This window comes from Diaphorobacter sp. JS3051 (assembly GCF_015832135.1).
In the GTDB taxonomy this organism is placed as follows: domain Bacteria; phylum Pseudomonadota; class Gammaproteobacteria; order Burkholderiales; family Burkholderiaceae_C; genus Diaphorobacter; species Diaphorobacter nitroreducens.
In genome coordinates, this window is record NZ_CP065406.1 from 895,051 (window position 1) to 909,354 (window position 14,304).

At 65.6% G+C, this 14,304-nt stretch carries 12 protein-coding genes and 1 tRNA gene; 7 read left to right on the forward strand and 6 right to left on the reverse strand.

The window, feature by feature from the left end:
• Positions 1-10: 10 nt before the first annotated feature.
• Complete coding sequence (alaS, locus tag I3K84_RS04235) at positions 11-2,635, reverse strand: alanine--tRNA ligase (protein ID WP_196995574.1); 2,625 nt, start codon at positions 2,633-2,635, stop codon at positions 11-13.
• A gap of 144 nt (positions 2,636-2,779) precedes the next feature.
• Here alaS and I3K84_RS04240 point away from each other — a divergent pair, with 144 nt between their 5' ends.
• The 3 genes from I3K84_RS04240 (at position 2,780) to I3K84_RS04250 (ending at position 6,677) form a co-directional block, all read left to right on the forward strand.
• Positions 2,780-4,270 (forward strand): NAD-dependent succinate-semialdehyde dehydrogenase, encoded by a 1,491-nt coding sequence (locus I3K84_RS04240; protein WP_196995575.1) that lies wholly within the window; start codon positions 2,780-2,782, stop codon positions 4,268-4,270.
• A 168-nt stretch (positions 4,271-4,438) separates the two neighbouring features.
• Positions 4,439-4,512, forward strand: a tRNA-Gly gene (locus I3K84_RS04245).
• A 239-nt stretch (positions 4,513-4,751) separates the two neighbouring features.
• The gene (locus tag I3K84_RS04250; protein WP_196995576.1) at positions 4,752-6,677 is read left to right on the forward strand and encodes an integrase arm-type DNA-binding domain-containing protein; all 1,926 of its coding nucleotides are present in this window, start codon (positions 4,752-4,754) and stop codon (positions 6,675-6,677) included.
• 27 nt (positions 6,678-6,704) lie between these two features.
• On the opposite strand, the gene I3K84_RS04255 is transcribed toward I3K84_RS04250, so the two are convergent.
• Positions 6,705-7,328: a LysR family substrate-binding domain-containing protein gene (locus I3K84_RS04255; protein WP_196995577.1), complete on the reverse strand. Its 624-nt coding sequence runs from the start codon at positions 7,326-7,328 to the stop codon at positions 6,705-6,707.
• A 110-nt stretch (positions 7,329-7,438) separates the two neighbouring features.
• On the opposite strand from I3K84_RS04255, the gene I3K84_RS04260 reads away from it, so the two are divergent.
• Entirely contained in the window at positions 7,439-7,738 is a 300-nt protein-coding gene (locus I3K84_RS04260) for a helix-turn-helix domain-containing protein (RefSeq protein WP_196995578.1), read from the forward strand.
• Positions 7,739-7,761: 23 nt separating this feature from the next.
• Here the strand turns inward: I3K84_RS04260 and mobH are convergent, their stop codons facing one another.
• A complete protein-coding gene (mobH, locus tag I3K84_RS04265; protein ID WP_196995579.1) occupies positions 7,762-9,606 on the reverse strand; it encodes a MobH family relaxase in 1,845 nt (614 codons plus the stop codon).
• Between the two features lie 333 nt (positions 9,607-9,939).
• On the opposite strand from mobH, the gene I3K84_RS04270 reads away from it, so the two are divergent.
• Genes I3K84_RS04270 through I3K84_RS04280 form a run of 3 tightly spaced genes read left to right on the forward strand, consistent with a single transcriptional unit; the run spans position 9,940 to position 11,011 of the window.
• Complete coding sequence (locus I3K84_RS04270) at positions 9,940-10,158, forward strand: AbrB/MazE/SpoVT family DNA-binding domain-containing protein (RefSeq protein ID WP_006489017.1); 219 nt, start codon at positions 9,940-9,942, stop codon at positions 10,156-10,158.
• Complete coding sequence (locus I3K84_RS04275) at positions 10,158-10,571, forward strand: putative toxin-antitoxin system toxin component, PIN family (protein ID WP_196995580.1); 414 nt, start codon at positions 10,158-10,160, stop codon at positions 10,569-10,571. Before I3K84_RS04270 ends, I3K84_RS04275 begins: the two co-directional genes overlap by 1 nt.
• 56 nt (positions 10,572-10,627) lie before the next feature.
• Positions 10,628-11,011, forward strand: a complete 384-nt coding sequence (locus I3K84_RS04280; RefSeq protein ID WP_196995581.1) for a DUF3742 family protein — start codon at positions 10,628-10,630, stop codon at positions 11,009-11,011.
• 17 nt (positions 11,012-11,028) lie between these two features.
• On the opposite strand, the gene I3K84_RS04285 is transcribed toward I3K84_RS04280, so the two are convergent.
• From I3K84_RS04285 to I3K84_RS04295, 3 genes are read right to left on the reverse strand one after another with little or no spacing between them, the layout of a single operon-like run.
• Positions 11,029-12,546: a conjugal transfer protein TraG N-terminal domain-containing protein gene (locus I3K84_RS04285; RefSeq protein WP_196995582.1), complete on the reverse strand. Its 1,518-nt coding sequence runs from the start codon at positions 12,544-12,546 to the stop codon at positions 11,029-11,031.
• A 13-nt stretch (positions 12,547-12,559) separates the two neighbouring features.
• Positions 12,560-12,910, reverse strand: coding sequence for a hypothetical protein (locus tag I3K84_RS04290; RefSeq protein WP_196995583.1), 351 nt, complete (start codon positions 12,908-12,910; stop codon positions 12,560-12,562).
• Positions 12,907-14,304, reverse strand: coding sequence for an integrating conjugative element protein (locus I3K84_RS04295; RefSeq protein ID WP_196995584.1), 1,398 nt, complete (start codon positions 14,302-14,304; stop codon positions 12,907-12,909). The genes I3K84_RS04290 and I3K84_RS04295 overlap by 4 nt, the downstream gene beginning before the upstream one ends.

Here is a 14,304-nt window from a genome sequence, read left to right on the forward strand (position 1 = left end):
CAGGCCGCCGTCAGATGCGCTCGCCCACCCAGCCCTGCACGGCTGCCAGCGCCTGCGGCAGCGCCGCCGCGTTGGTGCCGCCGGCCATGGCCATGTCGGGTTTTCCGCCCCCTTTGCCACCCACTTGGGCCGCCACGAAGTTCACCAGATCCCCGGCCTTGACACGGCCGATGCTGTCGGCCGTCACGCCAGCCGCCAGCTGCACCTTGTCGCCATCGACGGCCGCCAGCACGATGGCCGCCGTCTTGAGCTTGTCCTTGAGCTTGTCCATGGTCTCGCGCAGGGTCTTGGCGTCCGCGCCTTCCAGCCGGGCCGCCAGCACCTTGATGCCCTTGACGTCCACGGCCTGGCCGGCCAGCTCGTCGCCCTGGCTGGAAGCCAGCTTGCCCTTGAGTGCAGCCAGTTCCTTCTCGAGCGTCTTGATCTGATCGAGCGCACCGCCAATGCGGGCGTTCAGCTCCGCAGGGGGCGCCTTCAGGGCGGCTGCAGCCTGGTCCACCGTGGACTCCAGAGACTGCAGGTAGGCCAGCGCGTTCTCGCCGGTCACCGCCTCGATGCGGCGCACGCCCGCGGCCACGCCGCCCTCAGCCACCACCTTGAACAGGCCGATGTCGCCCGTGCGGCGCACGTGCGTGCCGCCGCACAGCTCGCGGCTGGTGCCGATGTCCAGCACACGCACGGTCTCGCCGTACTTCTCGCCGAACAACATCATGGCGCCCGTTTTCTGCGCGCTTTCGATGTCCATCAGGCGCGCGTTGGTGTCGGTATTGGCCAGCACCTCGGCATTCACCAGGCGTTCGATCTCGCGAATCTGCGCGGCCGTCAGGGGCGCGTTGTGCGCGAAGTCAAAGCGCGTGCGCTCGGCGTTCACCAGGCTGCCCTTTTGCTGCACATGGTCGCCTAGCACCTCGCGCAGCGCCTTGTGCATGAGGTGGGTGACCGAGTGGTTGCGCATGGTGGCCGCGCGCAGTTGCAGGTCCACTTGCGCCTGCACCGTGTCGCCCACATTCAGCGTGCCGGCTTCCAGGATGCCGTGGTGGCCGTAGACGTCGGCCTTGATCTTCTGCGTGTCGGCCACGGTGAAGCACGCCGAGCCAGCGCCGATGGTGCCTTGGTCGCCCACCTGGCCGCCGCTTTCGGCATAGAACGGCGTGCGGTCCAGCACCACCACGCCGCTCTGGCCCGCGTGCAGGGCTGCGGTGCTGGTGCCGTCCACGTACAGCGCGACGATCTTGGCACTTTCGGCCAGTTGCTCGTAACCCGTGAACTGGTTGGCCGCGCCGGTGTATTCCAGCGCGCGGTCCATCTTGAACTTGCCTGCGGCGCGGGCAGTGCTCTTCTGGTGTTCCATGGCGGTGGCAAAGCCCGCTTCGTCCACGTTGACGCCCCGTTCGCGGCACACGTCATTCGTCAGGTCCAGCGGGAAGCCATAGGTGTCGTGCAGCTTGAACGCCACGTCGCCCGGCAGCGTCTTGGCGCCGCCAGCCAAAGCGCTGTCCAGAATCTCCATGCCGTGCGCCAGGGTCTCGAAGAAGCGTTCCTCTTCCACCCGCAGCACATCCGTGATGCGCGCCTGTTGCTCGCGGATCTTGGGGTAGGCATCGCCCATCTGCTGCACCAGGTCTTGCACCAGCTTGTGGAAGAACGGCGTCTTGCGACCCAGCTTGTAGCCGTGGCGAATGGCGCGGCGCACGATGCGGCGCTGCACGTAGCCGCGGCCCTCGTTGCTGGGGATGACACCGTCGGCGACCAGGAAGGCGGTGGCGCGGATGTGGTCGGCGATGACCTTGAGCGACGGGTTGGTCAGGTCGCTTGTGCCTGTTTCGCGCGCCGCGGCCTTGATCAGCGCGTCGAACAAGTCGATCTCGTAGTTGCTGTGCACGTGCTGCAGGATGGCGGCCAGGCGCTCCAGGCCCATGCCGGTGTCCACGCAGGGTGCGGGCAGCGGCTTGACGTTGCCTTGCTCGTCCATGTCGAACTGCATGAACACGTTGTTCCAGATTTCGATGAAGCGGTCGCCGTCCTCATCCGGGCTGCCGGGGGGGCCGCCGGCAATGTGCTCGCCGTGGTCGTAGAAGATCTCCGAGCACGGGCCGCAGGGGCCGGTGTCGGCCATCATCCAGAAGTTGTCGCTCTTGTAGCGGCCGCCCTTGTTGTCACCGATGCGGATCACACGCTCGGGCGGCAGGCCGATTTCTTTGGTCCAGATGTCGTAGGCCTCGTCGTCCTCGGCGTAGACCGTGGCCAGCAAGCGCTCGGGAGGCAGCTTGTAGACCTCGGTCAGCAGCTCCCAGGCCCACTTGAGCGACTCGCGCTTGAAGTAGTCGCCAAAGCTCCAGTTGCCCAGCATCTCGAAGAACGTGTGGTGGCGCGCGGTGTAGCCCACGTTCTCCAGGTCGTTGTGCTTGCCGCCGGCGCGCAGGCAGGTCTGCACCGATGTGGCGCGCACATAGGGGCGCTTGTCCGTACCCAGGAACACATCCTTGAACTGCACCATGCCCGAGTTGGTGAACATCAGCGTGGGGTCGTTGCCCGGCACCAGCGGACTGGACGCCACCACGGTATGCCCCTTGGCGGCGAAGAAGTCCAGGAAGGTCTTGCGAATGTCTGCAACGGAGAAAGTCGGTGTGCTCATGGTGTGTATGGGGTTCGTGGGCGGGTATGGCAGCGCAAGGCATCCCGTCGTGACCAACCTGCCATTATAGATTTCACCCTTGCGCACGCACGGCGCTATCCTGCCCCTTTGCCTTGCCCGCCGCGGCCTTCCAGGAGCCACCCCATGGACATGAAGACATCACCCCTTTCCCTGCTCAAGGATCCGAGCCTGCTCAAGACCGACGCCCTGCTGGGAGGCCAGTGGTTCGCAGGCGGCGCACGCTTTGCCGTGCACGACCCGGCCACGGGCCTGAAGTTGGCCGATGTGGCCAACCTGGGGGCCAAGGAAGCCGAGCTGGCCATCGCCGCCGCCAACGAAGCATGGCCCGCATGGAAGGCCAAGACCGCCAAGGAGCGCAGCACCATCCTGCGCCAGTGGTTTGACCTGCTCATGCAGCACCAGGACGACCTGGGCCGGCTCATGACGGCAGAACAAGGCAAGCCACTGCCCGAGGCCAAGGGCGAGGTGGCCTATGGCGCAAGCTTCGTCGAGTGGTTTGCCGAGGAGGCCAAGCGCGTGAACGGCGAGACCCTGCCGCAGTTCGACAACAACCGCCGCCTTTTGGTGCTCAAGCAGCCCATCGGCGTGTGCGCGGCGATCACACCGTGGAACTTCCCCTTGGCGATGATCACGCGCAAGGTGGCGCCGGCGCTCGCGGCGGGCTGTCCGGTGGTCATCAAGCCGGCCGAGCTCCCCCCCCTCACCGCCCTCGCCGCGGCCGAGCTGGCGTTGCGCGCGGGCATTCCCGCAGGCGTGCTGAGCGTGCTGACGGCCGATGCGGAGAACTCCATCGCCATCGGCAAGGTGCTGTGCGCAAGCGACGTCGTGCGCCACCTGTCGTTCACCGGCTCGACGGAGGTCGGGCGCATCCTCATGGCCCAGTGCGCGCCCACGGTGAAGAAGCTGAGCCTGGAGCTGGGCGGCAATGCGCCGTTCATCGTGTTCGACGATGCCGACCTCGACTCCGCCGTGGAAGGCGCCTTTGCCAGCAAATACCGCAATGCCGGGCAGACCTGCGTGTGCACCAACCGCTTCTACGTGCAGGCGGGGGTGTACGACGCCTTCGTCGCCAAGTTTGCCGCTCGCGTAAAAACCGCAAAGGTCGGCAATGGCTTCGAGGACGGCGTGAACCAGGGCCCGCTGATCGAACCCGCCGCGGTGGACAAGGTACAGCGCCACCTGGACGACGCCATCGCCAAGGGCGCCAGCGTCGTGACGGGCGGAAAGCACCTGGCGGAACTGGGCGCGGGCCAGTTCTTTGAGCCCACGGTGCTGGCCAACGCCACCGCTGGAATGCTGTGCGCGCGCGAGGAAACCTTCGGCCCGCTGGCGCCGGTCTTCAGGTTCGAGACCGAGCAGGAAGCCATCGCTGCCGCCAACGCCACCGAGTTCGGCCTGGCCAGCTACTTCTACAGCCGCGACGTGGGCCGCATCTTCCGAGTGGGCGAGGCGCTGGAATATGGCATGGTGGGTGTGAACGTCGGCATTCTCGCGACCGAGCATGTGCCCTTCGGCGGCGTCAAGCAGTCGGGCCTGGGGCGCGAGGGCTCCCACTACGGCATGGACGACTATGTGGAGATCAAATACCTCTGCGTGGGCGATATCCAGAAGTAGAGAGCACTTTTGCTTCTTTTTTCGTAGCTGCCAGCGCTTGCTCCTATTGCCCGATGGCCAGAAATGTCCACGAACCTATGCACCGGCAGGACAGGCTGGTCGTCGGCCGGCGCAGAACGCACGGTTGCCCGGAAAGCACGCGGCAGTGCGCTAGAATCCACCGACTTCGCGGGCGTCGTTCAATGGTAGGACCTGAGCTTCCCAAGCTCAAGACGTGGGTTCGATTCCCATCGCCCGCTCCACTTCGACTTTCCAGGGCGTTCCAAGGACGTCCATGGAGTGTTGCAAGTCATTGTCACGGTTCGATTTTTTAAGAATCTTCGATCCAGTGACTTCCAGCGAAATCCACTGACAGCCGGTCAAAACCGGTACATCAGGTGGTACATCGCAATGCGGAGCTTCCCAGTTCCGCATTGTTGCTGGGGGAGCCGGGGCCCGACGGGAAACATGGCACTCAACTCGCTTTCAAGGAGTTGGGATCATGCTTTCGGACCTCACGGTTCGCCAGGCCAAGGCGACCGGCAAACCGTACACCCTGGCCGACACAGACGGCCTTTCCCTCTTTGTTTCAGCCACCGGTGCAAAGGCGTGGCACTTCCGCTTCTCGTGGGGCGGCAAGCGCGACCGCATGTCCTTTGGCACGTATCCAGCGCTCTCGCTGAAGGACGCCCGTGCGCTTCGCGATGAAGCCCGCTCGCTGCTCGCCAAGGGCGTCAATCCCCACAGCGAACGCAAGCGCAAGCGGCATGCGATCGTCCTGGCCGGCGAGCACACCTTCATGGCCGTCTACGAGCAATGGCTGGCCCATCGCCGGCTCTCGCTGGAGGAAGGACGGCAGACCAGCCTGGAACAGATCGGGCGCGTCTTCAAGAAAGACGTGTTCTCGTCGCTGCGGCACCTGACCATCTACGAGATTACCCGCGCGCACCTGCTGGACATCATCGGCAAGGTGGAAAAGCGCGGCTCGCTGTCGGTGGCCGAGAAGCTGCGGACCTGGTTCACCCAGTTGTTCACGTACGCCACGGTGGCGATTCCCAACATGGGCGAGAACCCGTCCAGGGACCTGGAAGTGGTCGCGTTGCCCTTGCCGCCGGTCGAACACAACCCGTTCCTGCGCATGCACGAACTGCCGGCCATGTTGCAGACGCTGCGCAAGTACCGCGGACGCCTGAACACGCAGTTGGGTTTGCGGCTGCTGATGCTCACCGGTGTGCGTACCGGCGAGCTTCGCTTCGCCACGCCCGATCAGTTCGACCTCGACCGGGGCCTGTGGATCATCCCGGTGGCCAGGCTCAAGCAGCGCAAGCTGCTCACCAGGAAGAAGCGCAAGCGCCTGATCGACATCCCGCCCTACATCGTGCCGCTGTCGGTGCAGGCGCAGGAGATCGTTCGCCACCTGCTCGACAACTGCAAGCCTGCCCAGGTCCATCTCATCCCAGGCGACTGGTGCCTGAAGAACCCGATCAGCGAGAACACGCTCAACGCCGCGCTCAAGCGCATGGGCTACGAGGACCAGCTCACGGGGCATGGCATCCGGGCGACGATCTCGACGGCGCTGAACGAACTCGGCTACCCGAAGAAATGGGTGGATGCCCAGCTATCGCATGCCGATCCAGACAAGATCAGCGCGACCTACAACCATGCCGAATACGTCGAGCAACGCCGCGTCATGATGCAGGACTGGGCTGATCGCCTGGACCTGTTCGAGCAGAACCAGGTCGAGGTTGCCAGCCGGCATCTGACCATCACGCTCCAGGGCCTGCCGACCATCGCCGGCCAGGCGGCCGTGCAGCCGCCGGTGGTCGACCTCACCGCGCCGCAGCTGATCGTGACCGCGCCGACGTCCAACCAACCCGAAGCGCCGGCATCGGTGCAGCGGCTGTCGGCCGTGCGCATGCCCGAGTACGCGCGGCCGCGCCTGTCGGAGGTGCAGCGCGGACGCCTGCAGGTGCTGGAGACCTTCGAGGCGCCACACAACCTCTCGGTGGCGGACTACGCCAAGCTCGCGGGCAAGTCGCGCCGCTGGATCACCTACGAGATCCAGGCCGGCAACCTGCTGTCGGTCCACATGGGGCATCGCGGGCAGCGCGTGCCGGACTGGCAACTCGATCCGCTCAAGCGCAGGCTGATCCAGTCCGTCCTGAAGCAACTGCCACGGGGTATCGACACCTGGGACATTTACCACGCTCTTCTGCGCTCGTACGAGGCTCTCGGGACACGGCCGGCCATCGAAGCCGTCAATCCAACGAACCTGCACCTTGCCGCGCGGTTGGTGGCCGCACAGTGCATGCAGGCGAGCGAGCCAGTCGTGACGACCGAGTTCCCTGAGCAGGTCCGGCAAAGCGTGCAGCGGCTGGTGCGCGAAGCCGTAGCTGCCGATGCCGCCGAAGTGACGCCCGGAGACTGATCGAGCCAGGGTCGCGCCGAAGTTCGGTCAGGCGCTTGCCTGGAGCGCTTGGAAGAACGGCTCCAGGCGGGTGCTGTCCGTATTTCGACGGCTCAGGAAGTACGTGGTGAGCGTCAGCGCGCCCTCTTGCAAGGGACGCTGGATAACGCCAAGGGAACGGTAACCCTCGATGCGGGCGGCGGGTGCCAGGCAGACGCCGTAGCCAGCGGCCACCAAGGTCATCATCAACCCGAACGACGTGGCCGTCGTGACGGCCGAGGGGACGACGCTGGCTGCCGTCAGCAGTGAGTCGATTTGCCTGCAGTAGCCCACACAGCCACGGCCATCCAGGGCGATCCAAGGGTAGTCGGCCGCCTGATCCAGGGACACTGACGCGAAGGCCAGCAAGGGGTGATGGACCGACACGGCCAGCGCCAGCGCATCGCGCCAGACGGGGCGGACATCGATGCCTTCAGGGGCTGTGGGCGACTGGCAGAGGCCCGCCTCGAAAGCCCCCGCGAGCAGTCCTCGATGCAGATCCTCCAGGCGTTCTTCATGAAGGCGAATGGGGTGGTCCGGATGGCGCCGACGATGTTCCGCCATCGGCACCGACAACCGGGGATAGGCCAGGCAGTCCGACAGGGCAATGTTCAAGGGATCGGGAGCGATCATCGTGTCACCTGCACAACGCCGACACTGGAAAAAAACCGGGCGCGACCGGTTGATGAGATAAGTTTAACGTGGTTTAAATTCACTTGGCACGTGACGCTTCGCTTCTATTGATGCAGAAGCGATCGGTGCAACGCGGGAGACCCGCAGGGACAAGAACCTATGAAAGCGAGCCAGCGCGCGCTTTCGGCGTTGCCGTGCGCGAGGCACGGACCGTGCAGGGGCTTGCCCAGGAGGTGCTCGCGGAACAGGCGGGCATCGCCCGGTCGCACATGGGCAAGATCGAGCGCGGCGAGCACATGCCCACGCTGGTGTTGATCCTGCGGATCGCGAAGGGGCTGGGTTGCTCGGCCGCGGCACTGATGGCCGCGACCGAATCGCGACTGTCCGGGGAACAGGACGCCACCGAATAGCCCGGCAACGCAGGCTTGGCTGGTCAGTCATCTGGTCGCAAGCATGCGGCATGCGTTGTGCCCGGGGGCGCAGAATTCTGCACCAAGGACAGGTAGGGGTTGTCCGGCGGGACTTCCGCGAACAATGCCGAAGGCGCCGCCAACAGATAGCCGTGCAACCGCCGCGACTTGCGCGGCCCGGTGACTTCGCAAGTCCAGATGTTCAGGCCGCTGCCCTGTTTGCGGTGCAGCCCCAGCTTTTCGAAGCGCTTTTGCACCCATTGCCAGTCGTGCATATTGTCCTGCCGGGCCAGCGCCTGGATCTCCGGATGTTCCTGCACGTAGCGCTGGAAGATGCCGGGGCTGACCAGGTACGCCGTGCCATCGACGGTATGCACCAGTGCTTTCGCATCGTTGATGATGAGCTTGCGCGACTCGATGCCTTGCTTGAGCCAGGCGATGAAGTCTTCCCCGGACGGCATGGCCTTCGCGGGAGCCGGCGTGGTGGCAGGAGTGGTCGGCGTCAAATGGGGCAAAGACGTAGTTGCGGTGGTGGATGGCGATGGCGGTTCCGCGCTGGCGGACGATGCGCTGGTGGTGGCTGCGTCGGACGCATCGAGCATCGACAGCAGATCGGAGACCGGGTCCGCGAGCCCGGCCGGGGAATCCGCCACCCCAGGGGACGGTGAGGTGGCCGGGATGCCGGCGGAGGCCGGCGCTGCCTCATCGCCAGGGAGGGCCTCTTCCGTCGTGACCGTGCCGGCGAACGGTGCGGGACGCTCGCCCGACTCCCAGATCAAGGCCGGCGACAGGCGCAGGAAGGTAAAGCTGTGGGACCAGCCGGTGCCGCTCGTGACGGTCGCCCGCCAGATCGCCTTCCCATCCGGGGCGGGCTGCACGATGCCATGGTCCTGGAGCACCGAGAAGACGGCGGTGTTGTTCGATGGGATGCTTTCGATGCCCTGCGACAGGAGATGCGCGCGCAGCTTGTCGCTGACCGTCTTGCTGACGAGCCAGAGTGCGTCCTGGGTCAGCCATCCATCCGACGGTCCGCCGGGCTGGTTCAGCTTGAACTCCTCGCGCAGCAGGTAGCGCAGGCCATCCAGCAGCTTGCGCTGCAGCGCATGCTTCGGCGCCGCCATGGCCCTGGCCGGATCACCACCGAGCGCCAGGGCCACCGATGCCTGGTCGGCCTTGACGACCAGTTCGCCCAGCGTGCCGGCATGTTCGTATTGGCCCGCCAGCACGTACAGCAGCGCCGACCACAGATCGTGGTAGTCGCTCAGCCAGTCGAGGATGCCGGCATCGAGCACACGGGTGTAGAGCAGCCCCGTGGCGGCGCCATGCAGCCGGTACTCGCGATCCGTCCGATAACGAAAGCGGTACGGCTGCCGCAGCGGCCCGTGCCAGGGGTGCCAGACCAGGCCATCGGCCTGCTCGACGTGCAGGTCGACCGCGATCTTGCCAATGTCGTGCAGCAGCGCGGCGTAGGCGGTACCGGCGGTCCAGGCCTCGGCTTGCGCGGCCTGGGCCTCGGGCGGGGCGCCGGCCGGGAGCAAGTGGGACTGCCTCAGCTTGAGCGCGTAGGCCACGATCTCCAGGCCGTGGTCCAGCATGCCGCCCGGCCAGGCATGGTGATGCGCCTCCGAGGCCGGGAACTGCTGGACCAGCTCGGCGTAGCGTTCCAGCGGCGCCAGGTACAGCGAGCGGAACTGCCGACGCGACAGCGAGGTGCGCTGCCAGATGTGTTCCAGCAGCCGCTGCCGGCGCGGCTCTGCCAGCAGCGCTGCGGCCGACTGCGGCCGGGTCAACCCTTTGGCAGGCTCGGCGGGAGGCGGCGCGGCGGCGGTGGCCGGCGGCACCCGTTTGCGCTGGAACAGCGAAAGCATGGCGACATCCTGGTGACGGGCTGGCCGGAGGAGCCTTTTGGCCTTTTCGGGTAGGGCCTTTCCCCTTGAGGCCATTCCCTTGCTCCATCCCCAGCCCTTTGGCCTTCGACAAGCCCTTTGATATAGGGGCAGTCGGCTTCGTGTGCCGCAATCAATGCGGAGCCGGTGCGCTCCAGGATCGGAATCGGAACAGGCACTGTGTTTTCACCGGATCAGGCAGTTTCAACCGGCGCTGGAAGCACGGCAGGCCCTGAAACCCCTGCACCCGAAGGCATGCTTGTCGAGAATGAAGTAAGGAAGTAAGATTTCCTTTGAAACTTACGGAGGCCTCCCATGCTTGCCAAGCTCACTTCGAAAAATCAAATCACGCTGCCCAAGGCGGCCGTGTCCGGCGTGGATGCGGCGGAGTACTTCGACGTGACCGTCGAGGGCGGTCGGATCGTCCTGACGCCGGTGCGGGTCCAGAAGGCCCAGGCCGTGCGCGAGAAGCTGGAGCAACTCGGGATCACCGAGCAGGACGTCGAGGATGCCGTGGCCTGGGCGCGGCGCTGATGCGCAGGGTCGTCCTCGACACCAACATCGTGCTGTCGGCGCTGATCTTCAATGCTGGACGCCTGGCCTGGATACGCCACGCCTGGCAGCACCAGCAGTTGCAGCCGCTGGTCTGCCGGGAGACGGCCAGTGACCTCCTGCGCGTCCTGGCCTATCCCAAGTTCAAGTTGTCGACGTTGGAACAGCAGGAACTGCTGGCGGACTTCCTGCCCTACGCCGATGTGGTGGAACTGCCGATGCCATGGCCCGACCTGCCGGCCTGCCGCGACGACAAGGACCAGGTGTTCCTGGTGCTCGCGCATGTCGGCAAGGCGGATGCGTTGATCACCGGCGATGCGGACATTCTCGCCATGCGAGAGGACTTTCCCGGCTTGATCATGAGCGCCGAAGCATTCGCGGCGCGGCAGGCATGAAGAAGACCGGCACCGCCATGCCCAACGACCGTGGAACGACCATGAGGTAGCCAACCATGAAGCACACCGCAGGCATGACCATCGCAGCGCGACTCGGCCGCTGGCTGGGCGGCGTATGGCGCGGTTGGCTGCGCGCGGAGCGTCGGACACATCGGTGGCTGATGGCGCAGGGACTGCCGACAGGCGGTGCAAGGGTGCTGACCTGGGTGATAAAGCTGGCGATCCTCGGTGTGCTGCTGTTGCTGTACGCCGCATTCTGGGTGGCGCTGATGCTGGTTGCCGTCGTTGTGGCAGCCAGGATGGCGGAGCAAGCGCCGCAAGGCAACGATGATTTCGATCTGCAATTTCCAGCGAGTCTGGATGAACTACGTCAAACGCCTGGCTACGATCCAAACCTTTACAACGACACCTCTCACGAGATGTACAGCGAAGACGATTGAAGCCGTTCATCGCTGAGTCATTTCAGCTTCCTCGACATGACGCCTGGCCCCTTGCCGCCTGCGTTGCCCGCGTCTTTGGTGCCTGCCGAGAAAGCATTTGCGACAGTTCCGGCCCGAATCCCAGCCCAAGTCAATGCGCCAATCCAGAATGCCGGGAGCACCAGGAACATCGTGGCCATCACGAAGTTCAGCAGCATGTCTCCGAAGGTGTTGTTGAGGCCCACCAGCGGATCGAAGTTCGTGTGCGGCCGGTTCCAGCCCCACCCCCAGCCGTAGAGCGCATCGAGGATCCTCGAGTCGATCCAGCGGGCAAGCTGAAACCAGAAATCGGTGAAGAACAGCGCGAACTGCACCACGCTCACCGTGACCACGGCCTTGAGGTCATAGGTGCCAATCAGCAGCACCAGCGGGATGCAGATGACCAGCGCCATCTTGAGCAGGGACAGCACCATCGGCAGCGCCTGCCGCACCACGTCCATCGCCGGGAAATAGCCCAGTGATCCGGCGGTCAGCCCGACGTCACTGGCGGCGCGCGTGACGATGTTGGGCAGCGTCATGTCGATCTGGCCACCGTAGTCCGTGTAGACCGCCCCCTGGTTGAGCTTCTGCTGGCGAGGGCTGGCGACGGCGCGGATCACCGAGTCGTTGACCTCGGCCTGGCTCAGGAAGCCTGCCCAGCCGGCCAGTCGTGTCAGCAGGCTGGGATCGACCTGGGCCAGCAGTCGTGCCCGCAGGCCCTGGCTGCCGTCGGCCCACCACTGCCGGCAGGTCGGGTAGCCGCCCCCGCCGGGCACCTGGGCCAGGCCGGCGTCGCGCGTGGCGTCGAACGGCCAGGCATCGCGCGGAGTCCTGGAGCGGTAGCTGTCGTAGAAGCCGGCGGTGCCGACGAAGTAGTTGGAGCCGATCCAGGTGACGTCGTGCATCTGCTCCTCGCTCAGGCTGGGCCGGGTCATGAACAGCTTGGCGCGGGCGGGGCCATAGCAGTCGCGGGTGAAGTCGCTGACCTCCTGGGCCAGCACCGGGTCGTCGATGCGGGTCGCGTCGATGTCCATGCGGATCTGCCGCAGGTCGGTGCCGCAGGGAATGGCCGCGACCGAGGCGCCGGTGATCGCGCGCGAGATCGCGTGCATGGCGAACCACCACACCGGCACCTTGGCCGACTGGTTGTTGATCGTGCTGAACGATTGCGACCAGCCAGTATCGGTCGGCTCCGGGACATTCACTTGGCATTGGGTCGAACGCGAACGGTCGTACTTGATGGTGTTGAAATCCACATCGATGAAGGGGATGCCCGCGAACATGATCACCAAGATGGCGACGAAGACGCGGTTCTCGATGCGGGCCGAGGACAGCACCCCCTTGTTGCCCTCGTCCGCGCCTTCCGCGCGGGCCTTCAACCATTCCTGGATGACGATCGCCAGGAACGGGACGGCGAACATGCCGCTGGCGACCAGCACCGACCAGATGCCGTTGTGGACCACCCAGGACACCAGCGTCAGGTAGTACTCCAGGTAGTCGGTCGTGAACAGCGTCATGGCGAACCTCGCGCTACCGTGCCTGCATCAGCAGGCTGGCTTCCAGCACGATCACGGCGACGATGGCCGCAACCTCCGCGCGCAACAGCCGCTGCCCGGCAGCGCGCTCCGGTTCCCGCGCGCGCAGGCGACGTCGCATCCAGAGCCACCCCCAGGCGGTGGCGGCGTACAGCAATAACCGCCAGGCCAGGAAGGCCCCGGATTGCGCCGCCATCCAGCGCTGCCAGCCCTCGATGCCACCCGCGATGCGGATGCCGACCACATTGACGGCGGTCGCGGCGATCAGCAGCGACACCGCCCACACCAGCACCAGGATGGCACGCCGGCTGGACAGCCAGCGCAGGCACCGCACCACGGTATTCATGGATGGCTTCCGCCGGACGGCGGCCGCTGCAGTTCATCGACGCGGTTGCGCACAGGATCGCCCTCGTAGATGCCACGCGCGCCGGCGGCGCGGGTGCTGTGGCGCTGGATGATCGCCATCGGCGAGTTGCTGGCCAGTTCGCGGCGCAGTTCCAGTTCGGTCTTCAGGTTGTGAATCTCGCGATCGAGGATGTCGCTTTCGTGGGTAACGGCCTTCTGGGCCAGTTCGTTGGCGGCGACGTTGGGCTCCTTGCGCCCGGTCAGCAGCGTGCGTTGCAGCAGCAGCGCCTTCTCCAGCACGCTGGCCAGAGCGACCTCCGAGGCCAGGCGCCGGGCCAGGATGTCCTGGTCCGTCTCGTCGCGAAGGGCCTCGATCACCCCACGGGTGATGGGCAGCGACGCGCTGCTCGCAGCCTGCAGGTTCTGCGCCGTGGTTGGACGGCTGCCGGCGACCAGTTCCTGCAGGGCCTGCAACTTGTCCTCGTATTCCTCCTGGATCAGCGGGGTCAGGCCAACGCCCGGCGTGGTGACGGTCTTGGTGCATGCATCGCAGGTGCGCTGTTCCTGCTCGCCCAGCACGCGAACGGCCCAGGCCGCGGCGGCATCGGGCGAACTCCAGGTCTGGCATGCCAGGTTGCCGCCGCAACTGGCTTGCGGAATCGAACTGGTGTCGCCGACGCCACGGCCGTTGAGCAGGTTGTAGCCGGCGCGGGTCACGTCGCCGACCACGCGCACCGGACGTTGGCCTGCGCCGCCGGCGTTGTCTCCGCCGACCCAAGGAACGCCATTGTTGCCACGGTTCGCCTCGGCGTCGTCGATCGCCGAGACCGCATCGGTGCTCGCGACGGCCTGCTTCAGCGCCATGCCTTCGGCGAGTTGGTCCCAGCCGAGCTGCCCACCCGCCATGTCGGCCATGCGATTGGCGATGGCACGGCAGGTCAGCTTGCTGCGATCGAAATCCAGCCTGGCTTGCAGCACCCCATTGGTCAAAAGGTTGTACAGCCCTGGATCGGCGCGCTGGATGATCAAGGCGGGCAGCGACGCCACGGCAGCGGTGGCGTTCTGGATCACCGAGGACATGATGGCCTGGAAGCCGTTGGTGATGCCGTTCAACTGGTTCTGCAGCGTGGTGGTGATGCTCATGTCGCCACAGATCAGGTTGCTGTTCCAGCCGACGCCAACGCCGATGGAGTGCATGTTGGCCGCACCGCTCATGGATACCGCGCGGCCGCCTCCAATGCTGTAGAGCACGTCGTCGCCGATCACGCTGCCCTGATACTGGACGCCGTACTCGTTGACGCTGGTCTGCGCCCCGGCGCTGGAGTAGCACAACGCTGCGACAACGGCCAATGCGACGTACAGAAATCGACGGGCGGTCGGAAATGAAGTAGTCAT